Source organism: Pseudomonas peli, assembly GCF_900099645.1.
Taxonomy (GTDB): domain Bacteria; phylum Pseudomonadota; class Gammaproteobacteria; order Pseudomonadales; family Pseudomonadaceae; genus Aquipseudomonas; species Aquipseudomonas peli.
On the sequence record NZ_FMTL01000007.1, the window covers coordinates 54,827 to 70,350 of the forward strand.

Sequence of the window (15,524 nt, forward strand, 5' to 3'; positions counted from 1 at the left end):
TGCGATAACGCCGTTAATGCAAAAGGGCACGTCAGTGCCCTTTTTTGTGCCGCCGATTCAGCCTTAAACGCGGTAGGTGGTGCTGGTCATCACCTTGGCCAACAGACTCATGCCGAACTTCACCGGCGCCGGGAAGCGCAGGCCGCCGGCCTCAAGAGCGTTGCAGGCATGTTGTTCTTCATCCGCGCGCATCTGTTCGAGTATCGCGCGGGATTTCTGGTCTTCCTCAGGCAGCTGCTGCAGATGATCGTCGAGGTGCTTGACCACCTGATCTTCGGTGGCGGCGACAAAGCCCAGGCTGACCCGGTCGCTGATCAGGCCAGCCGCAGCGCCGACGCCGAAGGACAGACCGTAGAACAGCGGATTGAGGATGCTCGGCTGGCTGCCCAGCTGACGGATGCGCTGTTCGCACCAGGCCAGGTGGTCGATTTCTTCATCAGCCGCATGCTCCATGGCCTGGCGCACCTGCGGCAGTTTGGCAGTCAGCGCCTGGCCCTGATAGAGCGCCTGAGCGCAGACTTCGCCCGTGTGGTTGATACGCATCAAACCCGCGATGTGTTGTGCTTGCTGCTCATCCAGCTCGCTTTCCGGTTGCACGATGGCCGGCGATGGCCGCGTCGGTTGACCGCTAAAAGGCAGCAACGTGCGCAGGGCGGCATCGGCTTGCAGCAGCAGGCGATCAACGGGTGAGAAGTGACGTTCGCTGGCCATAAGGACCTCCGGCGATGATGACGGCGTTCAGTTTACTCCACGCGCGGGAGAAGGTCTGTTGACGTTTCGTCGCAGCCTTGCCGCACGTCGGCCTCATTAGAGTTCGCGCAACACGCGAAAACCAAGAGCGTAGTCCTTGTGCTGGGGCTGCTTCATGTCGCGTTGGCTGCTGCGCAGATAGGTCGGGCCACTGTTCCAGGCGCCGCCACGAACCACCCTGGGGCTCTGATCCATTAAACCGGCGCTGCGTTGCTCGCTGCCATCGAACGGGCTGGCGAAGCGTGAAGCGGTCCACTCCCAGACATTGCCGGCGGTGTCATGCAGGCCGAAGGCATTGGCGGCGAACTGGCCGACACGTTCGGTCTTGCTTTGGATTAGGCGCGAGGTGGCGCAGCCACGGCAATGCGCACGCGGCCGAGTTTCTGGGCTGTCGAGCTGCTCGCCCCACCAGTAATAGCTGGTGCTGCCGGCGCGGGCGGCATATTCCCATTCGGCTTCGGTGGGCAACCGGTAGCGCTGGCCGGTGACCTTTGAGAGCCATTGGCTGTAGGCCGCGGCCTGATGCCAGGACACATGGATTACCGGCCGCTGCGCTGACAGGCCCCAGCCTTCGTTATCTGGCATTGGCGTCGCGGTGGCCTCGGCATACTGCTGCCAGTCGCTGAACGTCACCTCATAACGACCGATGGCAAATGGCTGAGAAATTTCGATCGGCGTCAGCGGGCGTTCGTTATGGTTGCCGCGGCCACTGTGATCACCGAGCAGATAGCGTCCGGCAGGCACCACTACCAACTGTGGCCCTTGCTTGCCCTTGGGTAAGGCGTCGCTGAATACGCTGCCAACCGTATGTGCCTGCGCGGTGTTGATGACCAGCAGGGCGAGCACGGTCAGTGCGCCGAGTAAGGAACGACTCAACCCGGTGGCCATGCCATCTGCCGCTGACCCAGCACGTGCATATGGATGTGGTGCACCGTCTGGCCGCCCAGGTCATTACAGTTCATCACCACGCGAAAGCCTTCCTCGCAGCCTTGCTCCTTGGCCAGGCGCTGCGCGGTAAAGAGGATATGCCCAGCCAGCGGCTTGTCTGCCTCGCTCAGGTCATTGAGGGTGCTGATGTGTTTTTTCGGGATAACTAGAAAGTGCACTGGTGCCTGTGGGCCGATATCGTGAAAGGCAATCACCTGGTCATCTTCATAAAGCTTGCGCGCCGGTATTTCACCAGCGACGATCTTGCAAAACAGACAGTCCATGGACAGTCTCCCGGCCGGTATTTAAAGAGGCCCGAGTTTAGTGGACAAGGAGCGTGGGTGAAAAACGATATTCATGATTTGGGCTTGGTACTGGACTCCAAGACCAAACTGGTGCTGATCGAATCCTGGGATGAGCCGCGGGTGCTGGAAACTCTGACCAGCTTGGCCGTGCGCCGCAGCCTTGGTTTGCAGGTGTGGTCGGTGACCGAAGGCTTGCAGCGTGTTGGCTATTCCATTCAGGAACCGGTCGACAGCGCCACCCTGGAGCCGGAAACCGCGCTGCGTCTGATCAAAGCTGACACGCAGCCGACGCTGTATGTGTTGTGCGATCTGCATCCGTTTCTAGAGGACAACCCCAAACTGGTGCGCCTGCTCAAGGAAATAGCCATGAGTGAGGAGCCCAGCAAGCCGACGCTGGTGCTGGTGTCCCATGCCTGCAAGTTGCCGCCTGAGGTGCAGCGATACGCCTCACGCTTCAGCCTGTCTCTGCCTTCCGAGGAGGAGTTGCTGGCTATCGTGCGCGAGGAAGCCACCGGCTGGAGTGCGCGCAACCGCAATGCCCGGGTGCGCACCGATAACCGCACCTTGCAGCAAGTGGTGAAAAACCTCCGTGGTCTCAGCCATGCCGAAGCCCGTGCGCTGGCGCGCAATGTGATCTGTGATGACGGCGCGATCACTCAGGAAGACCTGCCAGAACTGAACAAGACCAAGTTCAAGCTGCTTGATCTCGATGGTGTGTTGAGTTTCGAGTACGACACCGCGCGTTTCGCCGAGGTTGGTGGGCTGAGCAACCTCAAGCGCTGGTTGGGCGATCGGCAAAGCATCTTTCTTGAAGGCAAAGGCGTTGATCTGCCCAAAGGCGTGCTGCTGGTGGGTGTGCAGGGCGGCGGCAAGAGCCTGGCCGCCAAGGCTATTGCCGGCCTGTGGGGCCTGCCTCTACTGCGTCTGGACTTTGCCTGCCTGTACAACAAATTCTTCGGCGAGACCGAGCGCAACCTGCGTGAAGCCTTGAAGCTCGCCGAGCAGATGGCGCCCTGTGTGCTGTGGATAGACGAGATCGAGAAAGGCCTGGCCAGTGGTGATCACGATGGTGGCGTCAGCCAGCGCGTACTCGGCACCCTCTTGACCTGGATGGCCGAGCGCAAGGCACCGGTGTTTATGGTGGCGACCGCTAACGTCATCTCGCGGCTACCACCGGAGCTGGTGCGCAAGGGCCGTTTCGATGAGCTGTTCTTTGTCGATTTGCCGGACGCGGAGGTGCGGGCCGACATCTTCCGTATTCACCTGGCGCGGCGTGAGCTGGATGTGGCGGGGTTTGATCTGAGCCAGCTGGCCGCCGCTTGTGATGGCTTTTCCGGTGCGGAGATCGAGCAGGCGGTGGTCAGTGCCCTGTATGCCGCGCAAGCCCAGCAACAAACGGTCAATCAGGCGTTGCTGCTGCAGAGCATTCAAAGCACCGCGCCGCTGTCGGTGGTGATGGCCGAGGATCTTGCGGCTTTGCGTGCCTGGGCGGATGGGCGCACGGTCAATGCGGGCTAATGACCAGTGAGGCCCCGTAAACCGGTTTACGATCTCGCGAGCTAGAGCCATGCAAGGCAAAAACAGGCGAGGAAGCGGAGTTTACTGATGTAAATGAGCATTCCGAGCCTGTTTTTAACGCAGCAGGGCCGACGCGCAGCAGATCATAAACAGGTTTTAGATTGGCTTGCCGAATTGGCGATTAAGCCGCGCGCTGATTCGCCGTACCAGCCAGCGCGGTCCTAATCTAGGGCTGAGCGCAATCAGGCGATTGCGCCAGCCCGGGATGATGATCGCGCGGTTCTTCTCCAGCGCCTTGACGGTGATAAGCGCCACTTCTTCGGCGCTCATCATCAGCTTGCTGCCCTGTAGCGCTTCACTGTTCATGCGTGCCGTGCGGAAAAACGCACTGCGGGTTGGTCCAGGGCAGAGTGCGGATACTTTAACGCCGTACTCTTTCAGCTCTTCGCGCAGGCCTTCGGAGAAGTGCAGCACGTAGGCCTTGCTCGCGTAGTAGTTGCTCATGCCCGGCCCCGGCTGAAAGCCGGCAACCGAGGCGACGTTGAGAATCTGTCCGCTGCCCTGGCCGGCCATGATAGTGCCGATGGCGTGGCACAGGCGGGCGAGGGCCAGGATATTCAGTTCGATCAGTTGCTGCTCGCGGGCCCAGTCCTGGGCCACATAAGCACCCGAGGTGCCGATGCCGGCGTTGTTTACCAGCAGGTCGATGGTGCGTTCGCCTTGCTCCAGCTCATGCAGCAGACCGCTGACCTGCAGTGGCTGGCTAAGGTCGCAGACGCGAAACAGCACTTCCACGGAAAAGCGTTGAGTCAGTTCGCAGGCAATGCTTTCCAGCGCGTCGCGCTGGCGCGCCACCAGAATCAGATTGCGGCCACGTCGAGCCAGGGCTTCGGCCAGGGCTAGGCCAATACCGCTGGAGGCTCCGGTAATAAGCGCGTAACGGGTCATAGGGTTCTCCGTGATGGGGCCTTTCGACCCCATGTACCGCGCAAGGTTGCGTAGTTTAGAGCCTGTACAAAGGCTCGCGAGCTAGAGTCCTGCAAGGCGAAAACAGGCGAGGAAGCGGAGTGTACTTTTGTACATGAGCATTCCGAGCCTGTTTTTAACACAGCAGGACCGACGCGCAGCAGGCTTTGAACAGGTTCTTACAGGCCGGCGTCGGCATAACCCATATAGGCAGGCAGGGCGATGGCCGCAACAATACCGATGACGATGATGGCCACCCAGAGCAGGGCGAGGATTTTCACCGCGCGGCTATTCGGCGGTGGTGGCGGACCAAAGCGGTTAGCGGCGGTGCTGCCGGGGATGATAAACATCAGCAGGGAGAATACCCCGCCGACAATCGGCACCAGGGTGACCAGCAGCAGCCAGCCCGACCAGCCGATGTCATGCAGGCGCTGTACGCCGATCATGATGCCGACTACCGCCACGGCGATACCCACGACCACCATCAGCAGACCGCCGAGAATCTCCGATGCGACGAAGAACCCACCGGCGATGCCGAACAACGGCAAGCAGGCCAGCATCAGCACCATCGACCAGGCCAGGTAGCGCAAACGACCGATGCGCCCGTCGGTGGTAAAAGCCTTGAGCTCGCCGAACTCCGGCAGGGCTTCTGCTACTGCTGCTTTCGGTGTGGCGTAGGGCGTGGCTGCCGCGCTGACCACTTCAGGCGGGTTTTCTGCGAGCATGGCCTGGCGGGCGATAAATTTCTCGATAACGATGCCGCAGGCCGAGCATTCGATGGCTTTGCTTTGCTGGTGACCGCACTTTGGGCAGGTCATCAGTACGTTGCTTTCGGCTTCGCTGCTTTCCGTACGATGATCATCGGTTTCCACCAGGCTCAGGCTGGCGGCCAGGTCCTGTTCCTTGCGCACTTTGGCCCCGGCGCTTTGCAGTGCCTTGAGGTACTGGTCGGCCTCGTTTTCGCTGAGGTCGCGCTTGATATCGACATTGCCGCCGCTAAACAGCGAGTTGATCCGGGTCAGGTCGCTCTTGAACAGGCGTGCGAGGTTTTCTTTGGCTGTTTCCAGACTGACGTCAGGCATCAACTCGCCGTTAAACACAATCTTGAAGCGGGCTTGGGTCATGTCGGCGTCCTTGTCGGTGCCAGGGTAGAGTTGCGCTACAGACTAGCCGCCCTGCAGGCCAGTAAACAAGCCGCCTGCGCGCAAATGTGCCTGGGTCTAGAGGCGGTTCACGCTCTGCTGGCGGACCAGCTGCCTACCAAGCGGCCGTTGCGCAGAAGAACGAGTTGGTTGAATAACTCGAACAGGCCCTCCGAGCGCTGTGGGCGGAGAAACACCCAGTCGTCGACCTGTAAGCCTGTGCCGGCTGAGCCGATCAGGCGTTCTTGGTTAGAACTGCGGCCGTATAGGGAGTCATAACTTAGCCCGGCGGGGGACACCGGCGCTGCTGGCCATTGCCCGCCATACAGGTAGTAAGCCTGCTGGCGATTGGGATTCCAGCGCTGCAGAAGTTGCTGTGAGCCGTCGAGAAACGGTAGCTGCCCGGGTAACGCTTTGAGCACCGGGCTGGCAATCCACAGGGCGGCTTGTTGGGCGGCCAGCAGGTCGCTGTCGAAATCACTGGGTTTGAGCAGTGCGGAGCCGACCGCGACTTCATTCAGCGGCGTATCGAGCAGGGTGTGCAGGGCATAGGTCAGGCTGCCAGCGCCATTGAGCAGCGGTTGTTGCGGCCATAGCTCGCTGAATGCGGCGGCGCTGGTGATAAATGCGCGGTAGCGTGCGGCGCTCTGGGTAAAGGCGCTGGTTTGGTCTGTCCAGAACGGCGTATGGGCGAGGTGCGCGTCATAGCCCATCAAGCCGCGAACGCGTAGCCGGTTGGGCGTATTACGCAGCCAGGTGAGTGCGGCGCCAAGTTCTGCGGGAGTCGCAAAACCGCCGCGGGCCAGGCCGATGTCGATTTCAAAGGCAATCTGTAGCGGTTGGTTGAGGGCGTTGGCCAGAGCTGCGTATTCCTGCAGACGGTTTTGGCTGTCGATCAGCCAGGTCAGCTGCTCGGCCGGGACAAAGCCGCTGCCCTGCGGCAGTTGTTGGTAGAAGCTCAGGGCCGCAGCGCTGGGCAAGGGTTTTCCGAGCAGCAGGTCGGACTGGGGGAAGTTGACTGCCAGCTGATTGATCTGTGGCTGGTGAAACACCATAAAACGCTGCGTGCCGAGTTTCTTCGCCAGGTAGTCGAGCAAGCCGGTGGAGGCCAGCGATTTGGCCACCAAGCGCAGCGGGAGTTGCTTACCGAGTTGGCTAGCCAGCAGCTCGGCATTCTGATCGAGCCGGTCCAGGTCAACGACCAGCAAAGGCAGCCCGGCCCCTGCACGTCGCAGCAGTTGGTTGAGTGCCGCAAAGTAAGGTATGTGTGGCTGGCCGAGGTCATCCGGGCGCAGTGCCCAGCCGGCCAGTAGCCCGAACGCCCCAATGCCGATCAGGCTGCGTCGCTTCATCGCGCCCAGCGTTGTTGCAACTGCAGGCTTTGCTTGAGGGCGGCCCGGTATTCGCTGTCGAGTCGGGCGATCAGCTGTTCGACGCTGGGCAGGTCGTTGATAGTGCCAACACCCTGGCCGGCCGACCACACGGTTTTCCAGGCCTTGGCTTCTTCGTCCATTGGCTTGAGCTTCTCGCCGTAGTTGACCTCGCCTTTGTTCTGCAGCTGCTTGAGGTCGTAGCCGGCCAGCTCCAGGCTCTGGCGCATAAAGCTCGCTGGGACGCCGGAGACCGCCGGGGTGTGGATGATGTCGGCGGCTTTGGCGTCGAGGATCATCTGCTTGTAAGCAGCGGAAGCGGCGTTTTCCTGGGAGGCAATCAGGCGGGTTCCAAGGTAAGCGAGGTCGGCGCCGAGCAGCTGGGCGGCCAGCACTTCATGGCCCTGATTGAGGCAACCAGCCAGCAGCAGGGTCTTGTCGAAGAACTGGCGGATCTCGGCGATCAGCGCAAACGGGCTCCAGGTGCCGGCATGTCCGCCTGCGCCAGCGGCTACCGCGATCAGGCCGTCGACGCCGGCTTCGGCGGCTTTCTCAGCATGCCGGCGGGTGGTCACGTCGTGAAACACCAAACCGCCATAGCTGTGCACCGCATCGACCACGTCCTTCACCGCGCCGAGGCTGGTGATCACAATGGGCACGCGCTGTTCAACGCAGATGGCCAGGTCCGCCTGCAGGCGCGGGTTGGTTCCATGCACGATCAGGTTGACCGCATAGGGCGCGGCGTTGGCGTCGAGGCCCGCCTCAATATCCTCCAGCCAGGCCTTGAAGCCGGCGCTGTCACGCTGGTTGAGGGCTGGAAAGCTGCCGACGATGCCGCTGTTGCAGCAGGCCAAGACTAGTTGCGGGTTGGACACCAGAAACATCGGCGCCGCGACGACGGGTAGGCGCAGGCGTTGTTCGAGCAGGGCCGGAAGCGACATGCGGTAATCCTCTTGGAGTATTTAGAAAGGGCGAACCACGACCAGAATGACAATGCCGAGTAAGGCCAGCACGGGCGCTTCATTGAACCAGCGGTAGAACACATGGCCACGTTGGTTCTCGCCACGGGCAAAGGCCTTGAGCTGGGCGCCGCACATAAACTGGTAGACCACCAGCAGCGCCACCAGGCTCAGTTTGGCGTGCATCCAGCCTTGGCTGAAGTAGTAGCTCGGGTTAAGGCTGAGCAGCCACAGACCTAGGCCGACGGTAAGAATCAGTGATGGCCACATGATCCCGCGGTAGAGCTTGCGCTCCATGATGCAGAAGCGTTCGCGGCTGACTTCGTCGGTGCTCATGGCGTGGTAGACGAACAGGCGCGGCAGGTAAAACAGGCCGGCGAACCAGCAGACCATGGCGATGATGTGAAAAGCCTTGAGCCATAGATAGAGCATCGTGCGCACTCGTTACAGGAAAGTGCCCCGATAGTAGTGGGCATGACCGCCTCCGTCATCACATGCGGCGCTCAAGTGTTGGCCCCTGGCCGAAGCGGCCGTATCATCGGCAGCTTTCCACTGCTGGTATTGCAAAGGGGCAAGTGATGATCAAGGTCGGAATCGTCGGCGGCACGGGGTATACCGGTGTCGAGCTGTTGCGTTTGTTGGCGCAACACCCGCAAGCGCAGGTCGAGGTTATTACCTCGCGTTCCGAGGCCGGCATGCGTGTCGATGAGATGTACCCGAACCTGCGCGGTCATTACGACAACCTGGCGTTCAGCGTGCCGGACGTTGCTACCCTGGGCGCCTGCGATGTGGTGTTCTTCGCCACCCCGCATGGTGTTGCGCATGCCCTGGCCGGTGAGCTGCTGGCCGCTGGAACCAAGGTGATCGACCTGTCCGCCGACTTCCGCCTGCAGGACGCCGATGAGTGGGCCAAGTGGTACGGTCAGCCCCACGGCGCGCCGGATCTGCTGCCGGAAGCAGTTTATGGCTTGCCGGAAGTTAACCGTGACGCGATCAAGCAGGCGCGCCTGATCGCCGTGCCGGGTTGCTACCCCACTGCCGCACAGCTGGCGCTGATTCCGCTGCTTGAGGCCGGGCTGGCTGATACCACGCAGGTGATTGCTGACTGCAAATCCGGGGTTAGCGGTGCCGGGCGCGGTGCCAGCGTGGGTTCGCTGTTCAGCGAGGCCGGTGAGAGCATGAAGGCTTATGGGGTGAAAGGTCATCGGCATCTGCCGGAGATCCGTCAGGGTCTGCGCCGGGCTGCCGGTAAGGATGTCGGCCTGACCTTTGTGCCGCACCTGACGCCGATGATCCGCGGTATTCACGCCACGCTTTACGCCACTGTGGTCGACCGCTCGGTGGATCTGCAGGCGTTGTTCGAGCAGCGTTATGCCAACGAGCCTTTCGTTGATGTGATGCCCGCTGGTAGCCACCCGGAAACCCGCAGCGTGCGCGGTGCCAACGTCTGTCGGATCGCCGTGCACCGTCCACAGGATGGCGACCTTGTGGTGGTGCTCTCGGTGATCGACAACTTGGTCAAAGGTGCTTCGGGCCAGGCAGTGCAGAACATGAACATCCTCTTTGGCCTCGATGAGCGCCTGGGCTTATCTCACGCGGCCATGCTGCCCTGATGGCGGGCTGGGAGGTTCGCCTCAGCGATCCCGGGCGCGCCAGGCGCCGGCGTGTATTCGTCCTGCTGCTGGTGCTGTGTATTCCGCTGGCGTTTTATGCGGGCAGCTGGTGGCAGCATTACACGCAACCTGCCGTGACAGTGGGGCAGCCAGTCGAATCAGAGCGCGATGAGCAACTGCTGCGTGACCTCGAAGAGCTGCGGCAGCGTGTGGCGGTATTGAGCAGTGCAGAAAAACTCAGCCAGCAGGCCAACGAGCAGAGCCGGCTGAGTATCAAGCTGCTGGAAGAGCAGATCTATAAACAGCAGCAGGATCTGGCCTTCTACAAAGGTGTATTGGCCCCCGCCAGTCGTCGTGAAGGTTTGCGCATCCGGGCCTTTGAGCTGCAGGCCACGGACAGCCCTGAGCTTTTCCGCTACAAGATACTCCTCAGTCGCGTGGGCAAAGGTGAGGCGCCGCTGGAAGGGCAGTTGCATGTGTCGATCGTCGGCAAGCAAGGCGAGCAGGACGTTACGCTCGAACTTGCTGCGCTGTCTGCGGACCTGCCTGATGCGTTGCCTAAGCAGCCGATTACCTTCGTGTTCAAGCACTTTCAGGCTATTCCTGAAGCTGGGCGGTTTGCCGAGCTAAAGTTGCCAGAAGGGTTTGTCCCGCGCGAGATCAAGGTGCGTGCCGAGGTGCAGGGCGAGAAGCCTCTGCTGCGCACATTCAAGTGGAACAAAGAGGAGTAACTGTTCCTTATGTGGAATAAAGACAAGGCGCGTACCGACGTGCAGCGTTTCGCGGGCAAGACCAGCCTGATTGCGGTAGGTGCCGAGCTGCATGGCGATTTGCGCTTTCAAGGCGCGGTGCAGGTCGATGGCAAAGTCATCGGTAACCTGGTGGCAAGCGAAGGCATGGTGCGCGTCAGTGTGCAGGGACGGGTTGAAGGTGAGCTTCGCGCCCCCCATATCGTGATTGACGGTGAGGTGATTGGCGATGTGCACGCCAGTGGTCACCTTGAGTTGGGTGCGCGAGCGCGAGTGCGCGGCAATCTGTATTACGCGTTGATGGAAATGGCCATGGGGGCGCAGATCGAAGGCCGCCTCTGCCGCTTGCAGGACGAAGCGCGGCCGTTGGAATTACCAGAAACGCTGGATGCTGCACAATAGTTGACCGCTTTTCTCGGGTAAGCGGATAATGCCGATCAGAATGCAGTATGGCGCGTAGCGCCGGGAGTTAATCAGCATGAGCGTCGAAACCTTCACCCCCAGCGCTATGCAATTTACGCAGGGCGCAGCGAACAAGGTGAAGAGCCTGGTCGATGAGGAAGGCAACCCGCGTCTGAAATTGCGCGTGTTTGTAACGGGAGGCGGTTGTTCCGGCTTCCAGTACGGCTTCACCTTCGATGAAGAAGTGGCCGAGGATGACACCATCATCGAGCGCGAAGGCGTGAGTCTGGTGGTCGATCCGATGAGCTTCCAGTACCTGGCAGGTGCCGAGGTGGATTATCAGGAAGGTCTGGAAGGTTCGCGATTTGTCATCAACAACCCGAACGCCACCACTACCTGCGGTTGCGGCTCTTCGTTCTCGATCTGAGTAGCAGGCTGTTCAAGCTAACGCCGTGCCTTATGTACGGCGTTGTCGTTTCTGCGCGCAGTGGATTTGAAAAAGTGATTAGGCGGGGTAGATCGCGCCAAGCACCCGCAGGCCGCGAGCGCCGGTGACGCTTGGCCGGTTGGCGGGAATGCCTTCCAGGCAGCAGTGCGCCAGCCAGGCAAAGGCCATGGCTTCGACCCAGTCTGCGGGCACGCCATGCGCATCGGTACTACTCACCTTGCTATTAGGCAGCAGCTGCGCCAGGCGGCGCATCAGTGTGCGGTTATGCGCACCACCACCACACACCAGCAGCATCTCGGTGTGCTGCTGAGCAGCCTTGAGCGCTTCGGTAATGCTGATTGCGGTCAGTTCCAGAAGGGTTGCCTGCACGTCAGCCTTAGCAAACGTCGGCAGGTTCTGCAGGTGCTGATCCAGCCAGGCCAGGTTGAACAGCTCGCGCCCCGTGCTTTTAGGGCCTTGAGTCTGGAAATAGGGATCGCTGAGTAGGGCGTGCAGAAGTGCCATCTGCACCTGACCGCTTGCCGCCCACTGGCCGTCTTGGTCGTACGTCAGGCCTTGGTGACGTTGAATCCAGGCGTCCAGCAGCACATTGCCCGGGCCACAATCGAAACCATGCACCGGGCGCTCGGCTTCAAGCAGGCTGAGGTTGCTGAAACCGCCAATGTTCAGGATGGCGCGAGTGCTGTTCTCGCTGGCGAACAATGCCTGGTGAAACGCCGGAACCAGCGGCGCGCCCTGGCCGCCCGCAGCGACATCGCGGCGGCGAAAGTCACTGACCACACTGATGCCAGTCAGCTCCGCGAGTAAGGCGGGGTTGCCGATCTGGACTGTGAAGCCGCGGGCAGGTTCATGGCGCACGGTCTGGCCGTGGCTACCGATGGCGCGAACGCTGTGTGTGGGCGTGTCGTGCTGCGCAAGTAAGTCATTGATGCCCTGTGCTGCCAGGGTGGCCCAATGCTGTTCGGCAATCGCGGCGCGGGCTAACTCATCTGGTCCGGGCGCACACAGGCTAAGTAAGCTGCTGCGCAGTTCTTCAGGCATCGGCAGGTAGCGGGTGCCGAGTAAGCGAGTGCTGTGCGTCTGTTCAATCAGTGCAATGTCCAAACCGTCCAGGCTGGTACCGGACATCACGCCGAGATAGAGGGGCATGGTTTAGCGCTGATTGTTGAGGGCAAGCATCGTGGACTTCTCTTTGTCCATTTGCGCCATCAGCGGTTTGCTCAGCTGCATGAAGCGGGCTTTCTCACTGCTGGCAATCGGGTCGGCCATTGGCAGCTTCTGGCTCAATGGGTCAACGTGAACGCCATTCACCTGGAACTCATAGTGCAGATGCGGTCCGGTGGATAGGCCGGTGGTGCCGATATAGCCGATGATCTGCCCTTGCTTGACGTTAGTACCGCTGCGGATGCCTTTGGCAAAGCCGTTCATGTGCGCATACAAGGTACGGTAGCGTTGACCGTGCTGGATAATGACAGCGTTGCCGTAGCCGCCATGGCGGCCTGCCAGGGTGATGCGACCATCACCGGCAGCTTTGATAGGGGTTCCGCGAGGGGCTGCGTAATCCACACCCTTGTGCGCGCGAATCTTGTTCAGCACTGGGTGGCGGCGACCTGTGGAAAAGCGTGAGCTAATACGGGCGAAATCCACCGGGGTGCGGATAAAGGCTTTGCGCATGCTCTCGCCATTGGCGTTGTAATAGCTGCTATTGCCCTGTTTGTTGGTGTAACGCACGGCTGTGTAGGTCTTGCCGCGGTTGGTGAAGCGTGCGGAGAGGATGTTGCCGGTCCCAACCTGCTTGCCGTTGACTACTTTCTTCTCGTAGATCAGCTCGAACTCGTCACCTTCGCGAATATCCATGGCAAAGTCGATGTCGTAGCCAAATACGTTTGCCAGATCCATGGTCAGGCTATGCGACAGACCGGCCCGCTTGGCTGAGAGAAACAGCGAGCTGTTGATCACGCCGTGGCTGTAGGTAGTCTGGACTTCGGGTTTGACCAGCTCACGCTTGAAGCTGAAGCCTTTGTCATTTTTGGCCAGGGCGATGCTTTCGAGGTCGCTAAGTTTGCTGTGCAGGCTTTCGAGTTGGCCGTCCTCACTCAGTTTGAACTCAAGTGCCTGACCTACTTTGAGGCGTGTCAGCTGCTTGGCTTCTTTACTGCTGTTGAGCACGGCGTGCAGCGTGGTCGCACTCAGGCCTACTTTGGCGAACACGGTAGACAGCGTGTCACCGTTCTCCACGCGAACAATATGGTGTAGCGGGTCAGTTTGTTCGGGTTCTACAGCCTGTGCGGTTGGCTGTTCTTCTGGTGTCTCGGTGGCTGCTGTATTGGCGAATGGTGACTGCCGGGCCTGGGTGTTGGCGGATTCTGCATCGTCTTGCAGCTCCGCATATTCAGCGCCGCTGTCCAGCTCAAGGTTCAGGTAGGTTTTCTTTGCTTCAACTTCGCGAGAGGGGAATACCAGTAGGGCTAGGCTCAGTAGGGCGGCGACGCCACTGGCCGCCAGAATATGGCTTTTTGGATACAGGGGCGGCGCTTTAGTTGGAGAGGTCATAGGCGGCTTTTTGACTTTAAAAATGAAAAGAAATAGATAAACGAAATGATGAATATGCAGTAACTGTATAAAATATAACCAAATCGCTAGCTAGGCAACCCCGGTTGTCGCTACGCGGTCTTAGCGTAGGTGGGGTGGCCGGCAGAACTTGTGATTTGTCTGCGATCTTGTATGGTTGGTTCCCTTTTGTTTTGAGTGGTCGTGAGTCCTGTCATGAAGTCGGTTGAAGAGCAGTTGGCGCTGATCAAGCGTGGCGCGGAAGAGGTTCTGGTTGAAGCTGAGCTGATTGAAAAGCTCAAGCGTGGTCAGCCGCTGCGTATTAAGGCCGGTTTTGATCCGACGGCGCCGGATCTGCATCTCGGGCACACCGTGCTCATTAATAAGCTGCGGCAGTTCCAGGAATTAGGCCATCAGGTGATCTTCCTGATTGGTGACTTCACGGGAATGATTGGTGATCCCAGCGGTAAAAGTGCCACTCGTCCGCCGTTGACCCGTGATCAGGTGCTCGAGAACGCGGAGACCTATAAAACCCAAGTATTCAAGATTCTTGATCCCGCAAAAACCGAGGTTGCCTTCAACTCCACGTGGATGGACAAAATGGGGCCAGCGGATTTCATTCGCCTCACCTCGCAGTACACCGTGGCGCGCATGCTTGAACGCGATGACTTCAGTAAGCGCTACTCGACCAATCAGCCGATAGCTATCCACGAGTTCCTCTATCCGCTGGTACAGGGGTATGACTCGGTTGCGCTGCAGGCGGATGTTGAGCTGGGTGGTACGGATCAGAAGTTCAACCTGCTGATGGGGCGCGAGTTGCAGCGTTCCTATGGTCAGGCGTCGCAGTGCATTGTCACCATGCCGTTGCTTGAAGGGTTGGATGGCGTGAAGAAGATGTCCAAGTCATTGGGCAACTATATAGGGATCCAAGAAGCGCCTGGCGTCATGTACAACAAGCTGGTCTCCATGCCGGATGCATTGATGTGGCGCTATTTCGAGCTGCTTAGCTTTCGCTCCATGGAAGAGATTGAACAGTTCAAGCGTGATGTCGAGCTGGGCGCCAACCCACGTGACATCAAAATCAAACTGGCCGAAGAGATCGTTGCTCGCTTCCATGGCGAAGAGGCGGCGCTCAGTGCTCATCGCTCGGCGGGCAATCGCATGAAAGAGGGCGAGCTGCCTGACGATCTGCCAGAGATCGAGGTGTTATCTGTTGAGGACATGCCGATTGCTGCGCTCCTTAATAAAGCGGGTTTGGTGAAGAACGCTGCTATGGCGCGCGACCTTTTGGGTTCCGGCGGTGTGCGGGTGGATGGTGAGGTGGTGGATCGCTCCTTTATATATAAGGTGGGAGCGGTGCATATCTGTCAGGCCGGTAAGAAGGCGTTTGCGCGCATTACGCTTAAGCTAGAGTCATAAGGCGCTAGGTGTAGTGGGTGCGACAAAGCCGTTGAAGCGTCAGCTTCAACGGCTTTGTCGTTTCTGCAGGCGGCGCGCTAGTGGTTTGTCTGGCTGCAGTCTTTGATTTCATGGGTATTGAAACAAAAGCGCAATAAACGATTGACCTTCGTTTGTCAGCCCCTATAATGCGCACCTCTTAAGACGTAAGCAGCTCCTTAAACTTCTTATAAAACAAGAAGTTAGATTTAAAAAGGGCTTGCAAAGCAGCGAAAGCTGCGTAGAATTCGCCTCCTCTTCAGGAGGTAGTGTTTGAGTCTGAAGGGGTTCGGTCGAGATGATCGAAGGCGGTAAAAGAGGCGGTTGACAGCGGTTTGAAACGCTGTAGAATTCGCCTCCCGCTGACGAGAAGCTAGATGTTGATCGA

16 protein-coding genes are annotated in these 15,524 nt (G+C 59.6%); 6 read left to right on the top strand and 10 right to left on the bottom strand.

From position 1 onward, the window contains the following. Positions 1 to 63: 63 nt before the first annotated feature. From coq7 to BLO50_RS20255, 3 genes are all read right to left on the bottom strand, one after another. A complete protein-coding gene (coq7, locus tag BLO50_RS20245; RefSeq protein WP_090256095.1) occupies positions 64 to 711 on the bottom strand; it encodes a 2-polyprenyl-3-methyl-6-methoxy-1,4-benzoquinone monooxygenase in 648 nt (215 codons plus the stop codon). 96 nt (positions 712 to 807) lie between these two features. Next, entirely contained in the window at positions 808 to 1,638 is an 831-nt protein-coding gene (locus BLO50_RS20250) for a formylglycine-generating enzyme family protein (protein WP_090256096.1), read from the bottom strand. Continuing rightward, positions 1,623 to 1,961, bottom strand: a complete 339-nt coding sequence (locus BLO50_RS20255; RefSeq protein WP_090256097.1) for a histidine triad nucleotide-binding protein — start codon at positions 1,959 to 1,961, stop codon at positions 1,623 to 1,625. The genes BLO50_RS20250 and BLO50_RS20255 overlap by 16 nt, the downstream gene beginning before the upstream one ends. A gap of 57 nt (positions 1,962 to 2,018) precedes the next feature. Between BLO50_RS20255 and BLO50_RS20260 the strand changes: the two genes are divergently transcribed. Further along, positions 2,019 to 3,500 (top strand): AAA family ATPase, encoded by a 1,482-nt coding sequence (locus tag BLO50_RS20260; protein WP_090256098.1) that lies wholly within the window; start codon positions 2,019 to 2,021, stop codon positions 3,498 to 3,500. Between the two features lie 156 nt (positions 3,501 to 3,656). Here BLO50_RS20260 and BLO50_RS20265 read toward each other — a convergent pair whose 3' ends face one another. The 5 genes from BLO50_RS20265 to hemJ form a co-directional block, all read right to left on the bottom strand. Beyond that, complete coding sequence (locus BLO50_RS20265; RefSeq protein WP_090256099.1) at positions 3,657 to 4,448, bottom strand: SDR family NAD(P)-dependent oxidoreductase; 792 nt, start codon at positions 4,446 to 4,448, stop codon at positions 3,657 to 3,659. 197 nt (positions 4,449 to 4,645) lie between these two features. After that, complete coding sequence (locus tag BLO50_RS20270) at positions 4,646 to 5,590, bottom strand: DUF805 domain-containing protein (RefSeq protein WP_090256100.1); 945 nt, start codon at positions 5,588 to 5,590, stop codon at positions 4,646 to 4,648. Positions 5,591 to 5,697: 107 nt separating this feature from the next. Next, on the bottom strand, positions 5,698 to 6,960 hold the full coding sequence (locus BLO50_RS20275) for an alanine racemase (RefSeq protein ID WP_090256101.1): 1,263 nt from the start codon (positions 6,958 to 6,960) through the stop codon (positions 5,698 to 5,700). Continuing rightward, on the bottom strand, positions 6,957 to 7,919 hold the full coding sequence (locus BLO50_RS20280; RefSeq protein WP_090256102.1) for an NAD(P)H-dependent flavin oxidoreductase: 963 nt from the start codon (positions 7,917 to 7,919) through the stop codon (positions 6,957 to 6,959). Before BLO50_RS20280 ends, BLO50_RS20275 begins: the two co-directional genes overlap by 4 nt. Before the next feature lie 21 nt (positions 7,920 to 7,940). Continuing rightward, on the bottom strand, positions 7,941 to 8,369 hold the full coding sequence (gene hemJ / locus BLO50_RS20285; protein ID WP_090256103.1) for a protoporphyrinogen oxidase HemJ: 429 nt from the start codon (positions 8,367 to 8,369) through the stop codon (positions 7,941 to 7,943). A 146-nt stretch (positions 8,370 to 8,515) separates the two neighbouring features. On the opposite strand from hemJ, the gene argC reads away from it, so the two are divergent. From argC to erpA, 4 genes are all read left to right on the top strand, one after another. After that, positions 8,516 to 9,550 carry an N-acetyl-gamma-glutamyl-phosphate reductase gene (argC, locus tag BLO50_RS20290; RefSeq protein ID WP_090256104.1) on the top strand — a complete coding sequence of 345 codons (1,035 nt, stop codon included), beginning with the start codon at positions 8,516 to 8,518 and terminating at the stop codon, positions 9,548 to 9,550. After that, a complete protein-coding gene (locus tag BLO50_RS20295; RefSeq protein WP_167354485.1) occupies positions 9,550 to 10,281 on the top strand; it encodes a DUF6776 family protein in 732 nt (243 codons plus the stop codon). The genes argC and BLO50_RS20295 overlap by 1 nt, the downstream gene beginning before the upstream one ends. Before the next feature lie 9 nt (positions 10,282 to 10,290). Beyond that, complete coding sequence (locus BLO50_RS20300) at positions 10,291 to 10,701, top strand: bactofilin family protein (RefSeq protein ID WP_090256105.1); 411 nt, start codon at positions 10,291 to 10,293, stop codon at positions 10,699 to 10,701. 76 nt (positions 10,702 to 10,777) lie between these two features. Beyond that, positions 10,778 to 11,128 (top strand): iron-sulfur cluster insertion protein ErpA, encoded by a 351-nt coding sequence (gene erpA / locus BLO50_RS20305; protein WP_090256106.1) that lies wholly within the window; start codon positions 10,778 to 10,780, stop codon positions 11,126 to 11,128. A gap of 78 nt (positions 11,129 to 11,206) precedes the next feature. Here erpA and BLO50_RS20310 read toward each other — a convergent pair whose 3' ends face one another. Together BLO50_RS20310 and BLO50_RS20315 are read right to left on the bottom strand one after the other, a co-directional pair. Further along, positions 11,207 to 12,298, bottom strand: a complete 1,092-nt coding sequence (locus tag BLO50_RS20310) for an anhydro-N-acetylmuramic acid kinase (protein WP_090256107.1) — start codon at positions 12,296 to 12,298, stop codon at positions 11,207 to 11,209. 3 nt (positions 12,299 to 12,301) lie between these two features. Beyond that, positions 12,302 to 13,702 carry a peptidoglycan DD-metalloendopeptidase family protein gene (locus tag BLO50_RS20315; protein ID WP_090256108.1) on the bottom strand — a complete coding sequence of 467 codons (1,401 nt, stop codon included), beginning with the start codon at positions 13,700 to 13,702 and terminating at the stop codon, positions 12,302 to 12,304. Positions 13,703 to 13,915: 213 nt separating this feature from the next. On the opposite strand from BLO50_RS20315, the gene tyrS reads away from it, so the two are divergent. Further along, positions 13,916 to 15,118: a tyrosine--tRNA ligase gene (tyrS, locus tag BLO50_RS20320; protein ID WP_090256109.1), complete on the top strand. Its 1,203-nt coding sequence runs from the start codon at positions 13,916 to 13,918 to the stop codon at positions 15,116 to 15,118. Positions 15,119 to 15,524 lie beyond the last annotated feature (406 nt).